Origin of the sequence: Pseudomonas sp. PDM27 (assembly GCF_019219205.1) — a bacterium.
GTDB classification, from domain to species: domain Bacteria; phylum Pseudomonadota; class Gammaproteobacteria; order Pseudomonadales; family Pseudomonadaceae; genus Aquipseudomonas; species Aquipseudomonas laurylsulfatiphila.
In genome coordinates this window covers 187,950-202,103 of record NZ_JAHUWF010000013.1, presented here as the reverse complement: position 1 = coordinate 202,103, position 14,154 = coordinate 187,950, and the positions used below count along the sequence as shown (strand labels likewise).

Annotated in this window: 13 protein-coding genes; 7 read left to right on the top strand and 6 right to left on the bottom strand. The window is 61.1% G+C overall.

Annotated elements, in window-relative coordinates; genetic code table 11:
* Positions 1–205: 205 nt before the first annotated feature.
* A complete protein-coding gene (locus KW838_RS24325; RefSeq protein ID WP_102700124.1) occupies positions 206–1,504 on the bottom strand; it encodes an MFS transporter in 1,299 nt (432 codons plus the stop codon).
* A gap of 364 nt (positions 1,505–1,868) precedes the next feature.
* Here KW838_RS24325 and KW838_RS24320 point away from each other — a divergent pair, with 364 nt between their 5' ends.
* Together KW838_RS24320 and KW838_RS24315 are read left to right on the top strand one after the other, a co-directional pair.
* Positions 1,869–2,273, top strand: a complete 405-nt coding sequence (locus KW838_RS24320) for an acyl-CoA thioesterase (RefSeq protein WP_007942704.1) — start codon at positions 1,869–1,871, stop codon at positions 2,271–2,273.
* A 68-nt stretch (positions 2,274–2,341) separates the two neighbouring features.
* Positions 2,342–3,241, top strand: coding sequence for a D-hexose-6-phosphate mutarotase (locus KW838_RS24315; RefSeq protein WP_102700125.1), 900 nt, complete (start codon positions 2,342–2,344; stop codon positions 3,239–3,241).
* 120 nt (positions 3,242–3,361) lie between these two features.
* On the opposite strand, the gene KW838_RS24310 is transcribed toward KW838_RS24315, so the two are convergent.
* The 5 genes from KW838_RS24310 to KW838_RS24290 all read right to left on the bottom strand — a co-directional run bounded on the left by KW838_RS24310 (position 3,362) and on the right by KW838_RS24290 (position 7,173).
* Positions 3,362–3,898, bottom strand: coding sequence for a DUF3299 domain-containing protein (locus KW838_RS24310; protein WP_218503798.1), 537 nt, complete (start codon positions 3,896–3,898; stop codon positions 3,362–3,364).
* Between the two features lie 87 nt (positions 3,899–3,985).
* Positions 3,986–4,231: a GlsB/YeaQ/YmgE family stress response membrane protein gene (locus KW838_RS24305; RefSeq protein WP_104450305.1), complete on the bottom strand. Its 246-nt coding sequence runs from the start codon at positions 4,229–4,231 to the stop codon at positions 3,986–3,988.
* A 106-nt stretch (positions 4,232–4,337) separates the two neighbouring features.
* Entirely contained in the window at positions 4,338–5,420 is a 1,083-nt protein-coding gene (locus KW838_RS24300) for a 5-(carboxyamino)imidazole ribonucleotide synthase (RefSeq protein ID WP_102700126.1), read from the bottom strand.
* Between the two features lie 11 nt (positions 5,421–5,431).
* Positions 5,432–5,923, bottom strand: coding sequence for a 5-(carboxyamino)imidazole ribonucleotide mutase (purE, locus tag KW838_RS24295; RefSeq protein WP_007971731.1), 492 nt, complete (start codon positions 5,921–5,923; stop codon positions 5,432–5,434).
* Positions 5,924–6,255: 332 nt separating this feature from the next.
* On the bottom strand, positions 6,256–7,173 hold the full coding sequence (locus tag KW838_RS24290) for a LysR substrate-binding domain-containing protein (protein ID WP_102673733.1): 918 nt from the start codon (positions 7,171–7,173) through the stop codon (positions 6,256–6,258).
* Positions 7,174–7,353: 180 nt separating this feature from the next.
* Here KW838_RS24290 and aspA point away from each other — a divergent pair, with 180 nt between their 5' ends.
* From aspA to KW838_RS24265, 5 genes are all read left to right on the top strand, one after another.
* Positions 7,354–8,778 carry an aspartate ammonia-lyase gene (gene aspA / locus KW838_RS24285; RefSeq protein ID WP_003229645.1) on the top strand — a complete coding sequence of 475 codons (1,425 nt, stop codon included), beginning with the start codon at positions 7,354–7,356 and terminating at the stop codon, positions 8,776–8,778.
* Between the two features lie 418 nt (positions 8,779–9,196).
* Complete coding sequence (locus tag KW838_RS24280; protein ID WP_218503797.1) at positions 9,197–10,645, top strand: sodium:alanine symporter family protein; 1,449 nt, start codon at positions 9,197–9,199, stop codon at positions 10,643–10,645.
* 139 nt (positions 10,646–10,784) lie between these two features.
* The gene (locus KW838_RS24275; RefSeq protein WP_218503796.1) at positions 10,785–11,789 is read left to right on the top strand and encodes an asparaginase; all 1,005 of its coding nucleotides are present in this window, start codon (positions 10,785–10,787) and stop codon (positions 11,787–11,789) included.
* A gap of 162 nt (positions 11,790–11,951) precedes the next feature.
* Entirely contained in the window at positions 11,952–12,944 is a 993-nt protein-coding gene (locus KW838_RS24270; protein WP_102701926.1) for an AraC family transcriptional regulator, read from the top strand.
* A 173-nt stretch (positions 12,945–13,117) separates the two neighbouring features.
* On the top strand, positions 13,118–14,149 hold the full coding sequence (locus KW838_RS24265; protein WP_218503795.1) for a histone deacetylase family protein: 1,032 nt from the start codon (positions 13,118–13,120) through the stop codon (positions 14,147–14,149).
* The last annotated feature ends 5 nt before the right edge of the window (positions 14,150–14,154 follow it).

Sequence of the window (14,154 nt, the reverse complement as noted above, 5' to 3'; positions counted from 1 at the left end):
GGACTCTCGATTCCAGGGCATGGTCAGGCACCTCCTGACCGTATTTCATACCTGTAAACGATGTCTCCGGTTTAAAACGTAAAGGATGTCTCCGGTTTCTACCCGAGCAAGCCCGCTCCCACAGGGGGATCTGCGGCGAACACAGAACCAATGTGGGAGCGGGCTTGCTCGCGAAGGCGTCAGTACAGTCGATACAAAAGGTCGATCAACGCCCTTTCTTCCAGAGATACGCCCCCACCAGAATCCCGACCCCGCACAGCACCGCCACGTAGTAGGCCGGCCCCATCGGGCTTTCCTTGAGCAGCAGACTGACAATCATCGGCGTCAGACCACCGAAAATGGCGTAGGCCACGTTATAGGAGAACGACAGGCCGCTGAAACGCACCACTGGCGGGAACGCCTTGACCATCACGTAGGGCACCGCACCGATGGTGCCGACCAGCAGACCGGTCACCGCGTACATCGGAAACAGCCAGTCGGGATGGTCAGCCAGGCTGTGATAGAAGGTCCAGGAGCTCGCCAGCAACGCAGCGCAGCCAAGGACGAAGACTCGCCCTGCACCGAAGCGATCCGCCAGCGCGCCGGCGATGATGCAGCCAAAGCTCAGGAACACGATCGCCAGACTGTTCGCCTGCAAGGACGTGGTTGGCGAGAAGTGATAGACCGTCTGCAACACAGTCGGGGTCATCAGGATCAACACCACGATGGCGGCCGACAGCAGCCAGGTCAGCAGCATCGAAATGGCGATGGCGCCACGATGGTCACGCAGCACCGCGCGCAGCGGCACCTCTTCGGCCAGGGCCTTGCGCTGTTGCAGCTCGGCGAACACCGGGGTTTCGTGCAGCCAGCGACGCAGGTATACCGAGAACAGTCCAAACACGCCGCCCAGCAGGAACGGGATCCGCCAGGCGTAATCCGACACTTCCGCCGGGGTATAGAGGCTGTTGATCGCCGTGGCGACCAGCGAGCCGAGCAGGATGCCCGCCGTCAGACCGCTGGTCAGGGTGCCACAGGCATAGCCGATATGACGCTGCGGCACGTGTTCGGAAACGAAGACCCACGCCCCCGGCACCTCACCGCCAATGGCCGCGCCCTGGATCACCCGCATCAGCAGCAACAGGATCGGTGCCCACATGCCGATCTGCGCATAGGTCGGCAACAAGCCCATGATCAGGGTCGGCACGGCCATCATGAAAATGCTCAGGGTGAACATTTTCTTGCGGCCCAGCAGGTCGCCGAAATGCGCCATCACGATGCCGCCCAGCGGCCGTGCCAGGTAGCCGGCGGCGAAGATGCCGAAGGTCTGCATCAAGCGTAGCCACTCAGGCATGTCCGCCGGGAAGAACAGCTTGCCCACCACCGTGGCGAAGAACACGAAGATGATGAAGTCGTAGAACTCCAGCGCGCCACCCAGGGCAGACAGCGATAAAGTCTTGTAGTCGCTGCGAGTCAGCGGACGTGCGGGTTGTTCTGGCTGCGCGATGCTCGAGGGCGCTGTGGTCATGGCAAGGGCTTCTCTTATAGTCGGATCTGCAACCTCAACAACGCTGGTTGAGGCCTGGGCAGGTCCGGCACGATAGCAAATTGTTCGAAAAAGCACATAGAGGTGCGTTTTTGACGGTCAAAATGAGAACCGGACGGTCGTCGCGGAGTCTACCGACCGATATACTCGCAGCCTTGCTCCGGTTTTTAAGGGGTTGCTGTGCGAAAACGCCTCTCAGGTTCATAGGCGATTTCGCAGAGTTTCCCTTTAGGCGCCTTATGGAAAACGTGACGAACGTAGTATGTTCGGTGCTGAATCGTTTTTCCCGAAGACGGCTACCACCAGCGATACCAACGAAGAGTCACGGGTCAGAGGCACCCCCGGCATGATAGAGCTCGAACAAGAAGATCCGATCCCGCAAGGCGACCTGGCCCTGCAAATCACCGCACTCCCTCGCGAAACCAACGGCTTTGGCGACATTTTCGGCGGCTGGCTGGTGGCGCAGATGGATTTGGCAGGCACTGCGATGGCCAGCAAGGTCGCCGGCGGACGCGTTGCCACCGTTGCAATCGACCGCATGGCATTTCTGGTTCCGGTGGCGGTGGGCGCTCAGCTTTCCTTTTATACCCAGGCCCTGGAAATCGGCCGCAGCTCGATCAAGATGATGGTCGAGGTCTGGAGCGACGATCCACTGTCCAGCGAGTGGCGTAAAGTAACCGAAGCGGTGTTTGTGTTCGTTGCCATCGACGGCAGCGGTCGTACCCGCTCGGTTCCGCCCAGGGCTCGATAAAGAGTTTCTAAACCTGGAAGCCGTTTTGCGGTCGATAGTCGTCCACGTTACTGATCGAGAGCTGTCCCATGAGCACGCCCAATGTTGAAGCCGTAAAACTGGATGAACTGAACTGCTGGCGCATCCGCCACGGTCAGGCCGAATTACTGGTGGCCCAGCAAGGTGCGCACATCCTCAGCTATCAGCTGGCCGGCCAGCCGCCGCTGATCTGGCTCAACGACGAGGCCGTCTTCAAGACCGGCAAGAGCATCCGTGCCGGCGTGCCGGTGTGCTGGCCGTGGTTCGGTGTCTTCGACCGCAACCCGCAAAGTGTCAAGGCGATGCGTGTCAGCAATGACGCGCCGTCGGCTCACGGCTTCGTGCGAGCGATGGATTGGGAACTGGGTGGCATCGAAGCCGAAGGCGAAAGCCTGAAGGTCGAATTCCTCCTGCCCTACCCCGAAGGCGGCTTTCCCGGCTGGCCGCACCAGGTGGACTTGACCCTGACCATTCGCCTCGACGAGCAATTGCACATCCAGTTGACCAGCCACAACCGGGGCACTGATACCGTCAGCATCAGCCAGGCGCTGCACAGTTACTTTGCCGTCAGCGATGTGCGCGAGGTGCACGTCGAAGGTGTGGACGGCCTCAACTATATCGAAACCCTGGACAACTGGAAAACCGTCACCCAGACCGGTGATCTGCATTTTACCGGCGAGACCGACCGCATCTACCTCGACGCCCCGCCACAGTTGAGCATCGTCGATCCAGCCTGGGAACGGCGCATCGTACTGACCAGCAGCGGATCGCGTACGGCGGTGATCTGGAACCCGTGGATCGACCGCGCCGCTGCGTTCAGCGACATGGCCGACGACGGCTGGCAGCGCATGCTGTGCATCGAGACGGCGAACGTGATGGGTGATGTGGTGAGCCTGGTGCCTGGGGCCAGTCACACCTTGGGCGTGAGCGTAGGCAGCAAATCTCTCTAACACCATAAATCACTGTGGGAGCGAGCTTGCTCGCGATGGCGGAGTAACAGGCAACCTCTAAGTTGAATGTTATGGCCTCATCGCGAGCAAGCTCGCTCCCACATTGGTTTGGTGCTGTCCTTACAAATCCGACTCTTCCACCACCCTCACCTTCTGCGCATCCAGCGCATAAGCCGCATCCGCCAGGTCATTGCTGACCTTCTCGATCTTCAGCGTGCCGGTGACCCACAGCGGCGTGTAGATATCATCCAGCTTCAAGCCCTTGGGATAACGCACCAGCACCAGTTGATTGGGTGGCGGTGGCGGCACATGAATGCAGGCACCCGGGTACGGCACGAGGAAGAACAACGTACTGCGGCCCTTGGCGTCGGACTCCAGCGGCACTGGATAACCGCCAAGGCGGATGTTTCTGTCGTTCATCGACGCAACGGTCCTGGTCGAGTACATCACCGCCGGCAAGCCTTTGGCCTGCTTCATCCCGCCTTTGTCGGTGAAGGTGCCATTGGCTTCAGGGGAGTCGTGGTCGATTTCGGGCATGGCCTCGAGGGCCTTCTGGTCCGACTTGGGCATCAGTTCGAGCCAGTCGGTCTCCGGCAGTTCGCCGGCATGGGCAAGACCCGTACCCAGTAAAACAAGAGTCAGCAAAAGACGGCGCATGAAGGTGCTCGGCAATGGGAAGAACAGGAAACGCCGAACATTCTAGCCCTCCCGACCGGCTTGGCGGAGAGGGCTTTGTCGCCTGGATCAGTTCTTTTTGATCAGTCCGTAGATCACCAGCAATACAACGGCGCCCACCAGCGCCCCGATGAAGCCTGCACCTTGGCCTGCCTGATAGATACCCAGGGCCTGACCGCCATAGGTGGCCGCCAGCGAACCGCCGATACCGAGCAGGATCGTCAAGATCCAGCCCATGCTGTCATCGCCCGGTTTCAGGAACCGGGCCAGCAGACCGACGATCAGGCCGATAAAGATGGTTCCGATAATTCCCATGGCATTCTCCTCTCAATGAAGTAGCTATCCGAAAGCCTAGTCAGACTTTCGCAACCTGCCATGAGAGAACGGCGCAACCCGAAGGTTCCGCCATTGCCAGAGAAAACTATTCGGCGATCAGTGCTTGAACCTTGAGAATCTGGGCCGCCAGCGTCTCGCGGTCTGCACAACGCAGGTTCGCGTGACCGACCTTGCGGCCGACCTTGAACGCCTTGCCATAGTGATGCAGATGGCAGTCAGCGATGGTCAGGACCTTCTCGGTCTCTGGCACTGTGCCGATGAAGTTGAGCATCGCGCTTTCGCCGACCTTGGCCGTCGAACCCAACGGCAGACCGGCAACGGCCCGCAGGTGGTTTTCGAACTGGCTGCACTCGGCGCCTTCGGTGGTCCAGTGCCCGGAGTTGTGCACGCGCGGGGCGATTTCGTTGGCCTTGAGACCACCGTCGACTTCGAAGAACTCGAACGCCATCACGCCGACGTAATCCAGCTGCTTGAGCACACGGCTGGAGTAGTCTTCGGCCAGGGCTTGCAACGGGTGATCGGTGCTGGCCACGGACAGCTTGAGGATGCCGCTTTCGTGGGTGTTGTGCACCAACGGGTAGAAGCGGGTTTCACCGTCGCGGGCACGCACGGCGATCAGCGAGACTTCACCGGTGAACGGCACGAAGCCTTCCAGCAGGCAGGCCACGCTACCCAGCTCGGCGAAGGTGCCGACTACATCTTCAGGGGTACGCAGGACTTTCTGGCCCTTGCCGTCGTAACCCAGGGTACGGGTCTTGAGCACCGCCGGCAGGCCGATGGAGGCCACGGCGGCGTCCAGGTCGGCCTGGGACTGGATGTCAGCGAACGCCGGGGTAGGAATCCCCAGGTCCTTGAACATGCTCTTCTCGAACCAGCGGTCACGGGCGATGCGCAAGGCTTCGGCGCTCGGGTAGACCGGGACGAATTGCGAGAGGAACGCGACGGTTTCCGCCGGAACGCTTTCGAACTCGAAGGTCACCAGATCGACTTCATCGGCCAGCTGGCGCAGGTGATCCTGATCGCCGTAGTCGGCTCGCAGGTGTTCGCCCAACGCGGCTGCGCAAGCATCCGGCGCCGGGTCCAGAAAAGCGAAGTTCATGCCCAGCGGAGTGCCCGCCAACGCCAACATGCGACCCAACTGGCCGCCACCGATTACACCGATCTTCATCGTCAACAACCTCAGGCGATGCGTGGGTCTGGATTTTCCAGGACGCTGTCTGTCTGCTCAGCACGGAAGGTTTTCAGCACCGCATGGAACTGCGGGTGCTTGGCGCCAAGGATACTCGCCGACAGCAGCGCTGCGTTGATCGCACCCGCCTTGCCGATGGCCAGGGTGGCAACCGGAATGCCTGCTGGCATCTGCACAATGGACAGCAGCGAATCAACGCCCGACAGCATGGCGGACTGAACGGGTACGCCCAGCACCGGCAAGTGGGTCTTGGCTGCACACATGCCTGGCAAGTGGGCCGCGCCACCGGCACCGGCGATGATCACCTCGATGCCCCGTGCTTCGGCCTCTTCGGCGTACTGGAACAGCAGGTCCGGGGTGCGGTGGGCAGAAACCACTTTCACCTCGTAAGGGATGCCGAGCTTTTCCAGCATATCGGCGGTGTGGCTAAGGGTGGACCAATCGGACTTGGAGCCCATGATCACGCCAACCAGTGCACTCATCGTCGTGCCTCTTCTCTCTGGGCGCCCGCAGGCGCATCAAAAAACAACAAGCCACGCAGGATGCGTGGCTTGATTGTACGAATTATGGCCAGTCGTAACCGGCCGAAGGCCGCGCAGTATACCTCAATGAAGCCAATAAACAGCCCCTGTTGCGACCATCTGTCATCTGCCGCAAAGCCCCGATTTTATTGACTTGAAGGTCAATGGAATACACCTCGAATTTCCTGTGGGAGCGGGCTTGCTCGCGAAAGCGGTGGATCAATCAACATCGATGTTGAATGTACCGGCCTCTTCGCGAGCAAGCCCGCTCCCACATTGGGGTTTCATGGTATTCAGGAACCCGTCGTGCCCTGTGCCGCACCGCCTTCCAACTTGCGCCACAACAACCGCACGTTGGCCTTGCGTACCAGTGCGCAGCGATACAGACGAATCTCCAACGGCACATGCCATTGCGGGCCGCCGCAGACCACCAGTTCACCGCGCGCCAGTTCCGCGCGCACGCTGAGCTGCGGCACCCAGGCAATGCCCAGGCCTTCCAGGGCCATGCTTTTCAGGCTGTCGGCCATGGCGGTTTCGTAGATCGTGGTGAAGCGCAGTGCCCGTTGGCGCAGCAGCATGTTCACCGAGCGGCCGAGAAATGCCCCGGCGCTATACGCCAGCAGCGGTACGCTGGCCTCGCCCTCCAGATCGAACAGCGGTTTGCCGTCGGCGTCCGCCGCGCAGACCGGCAGCATTTCGGTGTGGCCAAGGTGCAGGGAAGGGAAGATTTCCGGGTCCATCTGCATCGCAGCGTCCGGATCGTAGAAGGCCAGCATCAGATCGCAACCGCCTTCGCGCAAGGCATGCACCGCGTCGCCGACGTTGGTCGCCACCAGTCGCGTGGCGATGTTCAAGCCTTCGTTGCGCAACTGCGCAATCCACCGCGGAAAGAAACCGAGCGCCAGGGAGTGTGCGGCCGCTACCTGCATCACTTCGCCCTGCCCGCCTTCCAGGTGATGCAGATGGCGCAATACTTCGCCGAGCTGCTCGACCACGGTGCGTGCCGTGACCAGAAACAATTGTCCCGCCGCCGTCAGTTCGATCGGCGTGCGCGAGCGGTTGACCAGGGTCAGCCCCAGCGCCGCCTCCAGGCTGCGGATTCGCCGGCTGAACGCCGGTTGCGTCACGAAGCGCCGTTCGGCTGCCTGGGAGAAGCTGCGGGTGGCAGCCAGGGCACTAAAGTCCTCCAGCCATTTGCTTTCCAGATTCATCACGTCCTCCCGGACACGCACCAATTTAGGTCACACGCTCGCCGTCAAGCCGGCGTCACACGGGCATTATGCCGAATGTGCATAGGCTAGTGTTTAACAGCATTGGCCCAAAATTCTGCACAAGCCTAGCATTCACAGCGTTCCGGCACAGCCCGGGTCCATATTGAGATGATTTCTATCATGTCCTCCGCTGCATCATTCCGCACAGAAAATGACCTGCTTGGCGCCCTCGAAGTACCGGCTCAAGCGTATTACGGTATCCAGACCCTGCGAGCGGTGAACAACTTCCGCCTTTCGGGCGTTCCGATTTCGCACTACCCGAAACTGGTTGTCGGTCTGGCCATGGTCAAACAGGCCGCTGCTGACGCCAACCGTGAGCTGGGTCACCTGAGCGAAGCCAAGCACGCTGCCATCAGCGAAGCCTGTGCACGTCTGATCCGCGGCGACTTCCACGAAGAGTTCGTGGTGGACATGATTCAAGGCGGCGCTGGCACTTCGACCAACATGAATGCCAACGAAGTGATCGCCAACATCGCGCTGGAGGCCATGGGTCACCAGAAAGGCGAATACCAGTACCTGCACCCGAACGACGACGTGAACATGGCGCAGTCGACCAACGACGCCTACCCGACGGCGATCCGCCTGGGTCTGTTGCTCGGTCACGACGCCCTGCTCGCCAGCCTCGACAGCCTGATTCAGGCGTTCGCGGCCAAGGGTGAAGAATTCAACCACGTCCTGAAGATGGGTCGTACCCAGCTGCAAGACGCCGTGCCGATGACCCTGGGTCAAGAGTTCCGTGCGTTCGCCACCACCATGGGCGAAGACCTGGCCCGTCTGAAGACGCTGGCCCCGGAACTGCTGACTGAAGTGAACCTGGGCGGCACCGCGATCGGCACCGGCATCAACGCCGACCCGCGCTATCAGGCCTTGGCTGTACAGCGCCTGGCCCTGATCAGCGGTCAGCCGCTGGTTCCGGCAGCCGACCTGATCGAAGCGACCTCCGACATGGGCGCCTTCGTGCTGTTCTCCGGCATGCTCAAGCGTACTGCGGTCAAGCTGTCGAAGATCTGCAACGACCTGCGCCTGCTGTCCAGCGGCCCACGCACCGGCATCAACGAAATCAACCTGCCAGCGCGTCAGCCAGGCAGCTCGATCATGCCAGGCAAGGTCAACCCGGTTATTCCGGAAGCCGTTAACCAGGTGGCCTTCCAGGTCATCGGTAACGATCTGGCGCTGACCATGGCGGCCGAAGGCGGCCAGCTGCAACTGAACGTGATGGAACCGCTGATCGCTTTCAAGATCCTCGATTCGATCCGCCTGCTGCAACGCGCCATGGACATGCTGCGCGAGCACTGCATCGTCGGTATCACCGCCAACGAAGCCCGCTGCCGTGAACTGGTCGAACACTCGATCGGTCTGGTTACCGCACTGAACCCGTACATCGGCTACAAAAACGCCACCCGCATCGCCCGTATCGCCCTCGAAAGCGGCCGCGGCGTGCTGGAACTGGTGCGCGAAGAAGGTCTGCTCGACGAAGCCATGCTCGCCGACATCCTGCGCCCGGAAAACATGATTGCTCCGCGTCTGGTGCCCCTGAAGGCCTAACCCGACGCGTTACCTGTAGCACCGCTCACCAGGTCGAGGGACTAGACACCTCTCACCTTTTGAGGGCTTGGAGATCATTCTCCAGGCCCTTTTTTTTAACCGCAGCAACAGCAAAACCTGTGGGAGCGAGCTTGCTAGCGATTGCGTCCAGTCAGTCGACACATAGGCTGAATGAGCAACCGCCATCGCGAGCAAGCTCGCTCCCACAGGAAAGCATCGGTATAGTGCCGCCCCTCTTCGCGTGAGCGGTCGTCGGTAGCGAGACCACAACCCATGCGAAACCCGAACTAATAACAAACCCGCGATATGAAACCGGGACGAACTTCGAACCGCCCGTTGTGCCGTGCGCCCACCGGTGTAACTCGATGTGTCTGCCCGGCAAGCATTTGCCAACACAAAAAACAGCGAGGAATAATCCATGCTCGAAGTCATTAACGACTTCCTCTCAGGGAAAGTACTGATCGTGCTCATTGTCGGGCTCGGTAGCTACTTCACGATCCGCTCGCGTTTCGTTCAACTGCGTCACTTCTTCCACATGTTCGCGGTGTTCCGCGACAGCCTCAAAAGCAGCGCCGGGCAACTCAGTTCGTTCCAGGCCCTGATGCTCAGCCTCGCCGGCCGCGTCGGTGCGGGCAACATTGCCGGGGTCGGCATCGCCGTGACACTCGGTGGGCCTGGCGCGGTGTTCTGGATGTGGGTGACCGCACTGGTCGGCATGTCCAGCAGCTTCTTCGAATGCTCCCTCGGTCAGCTGTACAAACGCACTGACTCCGACGGCACCTTCCGGGGCGGCCCGTCCTACTACATCCAGCACGGTCTGCAGAAACGCTGGCTGGGCATGCTCATGGCGTTCCTGTTGCTGGTGACGTTCGGCTTCGCCTTCAACGGCCTGCAAGCCCACGCCGTGACGCACTCGCTGAACAACGCGTTCGGCCTCGACACCACTTACACCGGCATCGGTCTGGCCGTGCTGCTGGGCCTGGTATTCATCGGCGGGATCAAGCGCATCGCCAAGGTTGCCGACCTGTTGGTACCGGTGAAAACCCTGGTGTATATCGGCGTGACCATCTACGTGATCGTGCTGCAGTTCGACCAGGTGCCGGGCATGCTGATGACCATCGCCAAGAGCGCCTTCGGTCTGGACCAGGCCTTCGGCGGCCTGATCGGCAGCGCTATCGTCATGGGCGTGAAACGTGGCGTGTTCGCCAACGAAGCAGGCCTGGGCAGCGCGCCGAACGTGGCGGCGGTGGCGGCGGTCGAGCACCCGGTGGCGCAAGGCGTGGTTCAAGCGTTCAGCGTGTTCCTCGATACCTTCGTGATCTGCACCTGCACCGCATTGCTGATCCTGCTTTCGGGCTTCTACACCCCAGGCTTCGAAGGCGACGGCATTGCCCTGACCCAGAACTCCCTGGCCGCCGTGGTCGGTGACTGGGGGCGGATGTTCATCTCCGTGGCCCTGGCGTTGTTCGTGTTCACCTCGATCCTCTACAACTACTACCTGGGCGAGAGCAACCTGCGTTTTCTGATCGGTGAAAACCGCAAGGCGCTGATGGGCTATCGCGCGCTGGTACTGGTGCTGATCTTCTGGGGCGCCATCGAAAACCTCGGTACCGTATTTGCCTTCGCCGACATCACCATGACCATGCTCGCGTTCGTCAACCTGATCGCGCTGTTCCTGCTGTTCAAGGTCGGCATGCGCATCCTGCGTGACTACGATGACCAGCGCGCCGCCGGCATCAAGACCCCGGTGTTCGATTCCGCGAAGTTCCCGGACCTGGATCTGGATCGCCAGGCATGGCCGGCCAACCCGCCAGCCGCCGTTCAGTATCAGGCTGAGCCGCAAGGCGTGACCGCAGCGCAACGCTGATCGGTTAAAGTGCACAATCCCTTGTGGGAGCGAGCCTGCTCGCGAATGCGGACTGACATTCGAAATTGATGTCGACTGACACACCGCTTTCGCGAGCAGGCTCGCTCCCACAGGAACTCACCGTTCTCGGAGCACCTCCATGAATTCGTCGACCTACCCTGCCGCCCAGCACGTCATGGTGCTCTACACCGGTGGCACCATCGGCATGCAGGCCAGCGCCCACGGCCTGGCACCAGCGTCCGGTTTTGAAGCGCGGATGCGCGAATACCTGCACAGCCAGCCCGAACTTGTCGTGCCGCAGTGGCGTTTTCGCGAGATGTCGCCGCTGATCGACAGCGCCAACATGACCCCGACGTACTGGCAGCAGTTGCGTGAAGCGGTGGTCGATGCGGTGGATGTTCAGGGCTGCGACAGCGTGCTGATCCTGCACGGCACCGACACGCTGGCCTACAGTGCCGCCGCCATGAGCTTCCAGTTGCTCGGCCTGCAGGCCCGCGTGTGTTTTACCGGCTCCATGCTGCCGGCCGGCGTCGCCGACAGCGACGCCTGGGAGAACCTCGGCGGCGCGCTGGTTGCACTGGGTCAAGGCCTCGCGCCGGGTGTGCATCTGTACTTCCACGGCGAACTGCTGGACCCGACCCGTTGCGCCAAGGTCCGCAGTTTTGGCCGTCATCCGTTCAAGCGGCTGGAGCGTCAGGGCGGTGGTGTGAAAGCCTCTTCACTGCCAACAGCGTTGAACTACAACCAGGCAAAACAACTGGCGAAGGTTGCCGTGTTGCCGCTGTTCCCTGGCATCGCTGCCGAGATCCTCGATGGCCTGCTCGACAGCGGCATTCAAGGTCTGGTGCTGGAGTGCTACGGCAGCGGCACCGGGCCGAGCGACAACCCGGATTTCCTCGCCAGCCTCGGCCGTGCTCGGGATAACGGCGTGGTAGTGGTGGCGGTGACGCAATGCCACGAAGGCGGGGTTGAGCTGGACGTCTATGAGGCAGGCAGTCGCTTGCGCGGTGTCGGTGTGCTGTCCGGTGGCGGCATGACCCGTGAAGCGGCGTTCGGCAAGTTGCATGCACTGCTGGGCGCAGGGCTTGAAACGGACGAAGTCCGTCGGCTTGTCGAACTCGACCTTTGCGGCGAGTTGAGCTGACACCTCGTCCTCCCTGTGGGAGCGAGCCTGCTCGCGATATCGGTCTTCCATTCACATTGATGTGACTGACCCGCCGTCATCGCGAGCAGGCTCGCTCCCACAGGTCCTTCACCCGGCATGTAACTTGCTGCCTTCCAGCCATCCCCAAGGCTGGAAGTCCTTATGCTCCACTCCCACCTCACCACCCTCAATGCGGTCTCCCTGGTACTCGATGCCTTCAAGGCACAAGGCCTGTCCAGCGAAGCGCTGCTGGCCGGCAGCGGCATCAGTGCGGCGGATCTGAACCGGGCCGACACGCGCATCACCACCAATCAAGAGATGCAGGTCTGTGCCAACGCCGTTGCCCTCAAGCGCGACATCGGCCTGGAACTGGGTCGACGGATGCACGTTTCCTGCTACGGCATGCTCGGTTACGCACTGCTCACCAGTGCCACCTTCGGTGACGCATTGCGGCTGGCGATACGCTATCCGGCGCTGCTGGGAACACTTTTCGAGCTGAGCCTGGAGGACGACGGCGAGCGCATCTGGTTCGCCGCCGCCGATTACCGCGAGAGCCCGGCCATGGCGGTATTCAACGCCGAGTTCTGCCTCGTATCGCTGAAAGTCACCTGCGACGACCTGCTTGGCCATCCCCTGCCCTTGCTCGGAGCGCGCTTCGAACATGCCGCACCCGACTACGAACCGAGCTACGCCGAACATTTCAACTGCCCGCTGGATTTCGGCGCGCGCAACAATGCCTTCGCCTTCGACAAGCGCTGGCTCGACCAGCCATTGCCGCTGGCCGATGTCATCACCCATCAAGCCATGGCCGAGCGCTGCCGCAAACAGAACATCGAGTTCACCGGGCGTCAGGCATGGCTCGGACGGATCCGCCAATTGCTCAGCGCGCAATTGAATGCAGCGCCGGGGCTGGAGGGCCTGGCCGAGCAGATGAATTGCTCGGCGCGAACCTTGCGTCGGCATCTCAAGGACATGGGCTGCAGCTATCAGGAATTGCTCGACGAACTGCGCTTCGAGCAGGCCAAGCAAATGCTGTGTGAGGATCAATTGCCGATCTACCAGATTGCCGAGGCGCTGGGCTTCAGCGAGACCGCGAGTTTTCGCCATGCGTTCGTGCGCTGGAGCGGTGTGGCGCCGAGCCAGTTCCGGCCTTGATCGCAGCCTTTGTAGGAGCTGCCGAAGGCTGCGATCTTTTGATCTTCAAAGGGGCGAATTTCGGTCAAATGTTTTGGCCATATCGATCCCCTTTTGGCCTTTCCTGCCGTTCTCCTAAACTGTTTGCACCGCAAGACTGTGTTCAACCGAATCAGCCTGCGGAGAACAACAAAATGCTGACGATCTACTCGAACGATCACCACCTGCACCACGGCCGTTGTGAATTGATAGACGGGCAACTCAAGCCCTGCTTCGAAATGCCTTCACGTGCCGATCACGTGCTGGCACGGGTGCAAAATCAAAATCTCGGCCCTGTCGAAGCGCCGAAGGATTTCGGCCTCGGACCGATCGAACGCATTCACAGCCGCGACTACCTCGACTTCTTCAAAGGCGCCTGGGCACGCTGGACCGAGTTCAATACCGACGGTGACTTGCTGCCCTACACCTGGCCGGCCCGCACCCTGCGCCGGATAAAACCCGCCAGCCTGCACGGCGAACTCGGTTACTACAGCTTCGATGGCGGCGCCCCGATCACCGCCGGCACCTGGCAAGCGGCGTACAGCGCAGCGCAAGTCGCCCTCACCGCCCAAGCGGAAATCCAGCGCGGCGCCCGTTCGGCCTTCGCCCTGTGCCGTCCACCGGGACACCACGCCGCCAGCGATTTGATGGGGGGTTATTGCTACTTGAACAACGCGGCCATCGCCGCCCAGGCTTTCCTTGATCAGGGCCACAAGAAGGTCGCGATCCTCGACGTCGACTACCACCACGGCAACGGCACGCAGTCGATCTTCTACGAACGCAGCGACGTGCTGTTCACCTCGATCCATGGCCACCCGGAAGCCGAATTTCCGTTCTTCCTCGGCTATGAAGACGAATTGGGCGAAGGCCCCGGCGAGGGCTTCAACTTCAACTATCCTCTGGCCGCGGGTTCGGGCTGGGACACCTGGAGCGCGGCGCTGGAACAGGCCTGTAAAGAGATCGAAAGCTACGGCGCCGACATCGTCGTGGTCTCCCTGGGAGTCGACACGTTCAAGGACGACCCCATTTCGCAATTCAAACTCGACAGCCCGGATTACCTGGCCATGGGCAAGCGCATTGCGGCTCTCGGCAAACCGACGCTGTTCGTGATGGAAGGCGGCTACGCGGTAGAAGAAATCGGCATCAACGCCGTGAACGTTCTCGAAGGTTTCGAAAACGCCCAATGAGGATT

Coding starts and splice junctions, on each gene's coding strand:
- KW838_RS24315 (WP_102700125.1), top strand. CDS start 2,342: ATGAGCACGCCCAATGTTGAAGCCGTAAAACTGGATGAACTGAACTGC.
- KW838_RS24275 (WP_218503796.1), top strand. CDS start 10,785: ATGAATTCGTCGACCTACCCTGCCGCCCAGCACGTCATGGTGCTCTAC.
- KW838_RS24280 (WP_218503797.1), top strand. CDS start 9,197: ATGCTCGAAGTCATTAACGACTTCCTCTCAGGGAAAGTACTGATCGTG.
- purE (WP_007971731.1), bottom strand. CDS start 5,923: ATGAGTGCACTGGTTGGCGTGATCATGGGCTCCAAGTCCGATTGGTCC.
- KW838_RS24325 (WP_102700124.1), bottom strand. CDS start 1,504: ATGACCACAGCGCCCTCGAGCATCGCGCAGCCAGAACAACCCGCACGT.
- KW838_RS24300 (WP_102700126.1), bottom strand. CDS start 5,420: ATGAAGATCGGTGTAATCGGTGGCGGCCAGTTGGGTCGCATGTTGGCG.
- KW838_RS24305 (WP_104450305.1), bottom strand. CDS start 4,231: ATGGGAATTATCGGAACCATCTTTATCGGCCTGATCGTCGGTCTGCTG.
- KW838_RS24320 (WP_007942704.1), top strand. CDS start 1,869: ATGATAGAGCTCGAACAAGAAGATCCGATCCCGCAAGGCGACCTGGCC.
- KW838_RS24270 (WP_102701926.1), top strand. CDS start 11,952: ATGCTCCACTCCCACCTCACCACCCTCAATGCGGTCTCCCTGGTACTC.
- aspA (WP_003229645.1), top strand. CDS start 7,354: ATGTCCTCCGCTGCATCATTCCGCACAGAAAATGACCTGCTTGGCGCC.
- KW838_RS24310 (WP_218503798.1), bottom strand. CDS start 3,898: ATGCGCCGTCTTTTGCTGACTCTTGTTTTACTGGGTACGGGTCTTGCC.
- KW838_RS24265 (WP_218503795.1), top strand. CDS start 13,118: ATGCTGACGATCTACTCGAACGATCACCACCTGCACCACGGCCGTTGT.
- KW838_RS24290 (WP_102673733.1), bottom strand. CDS start 7,173: ATGAATCTGGAAAGCAAATGGCTGGAGGACTTTAGTGCCCTGGCTGCC.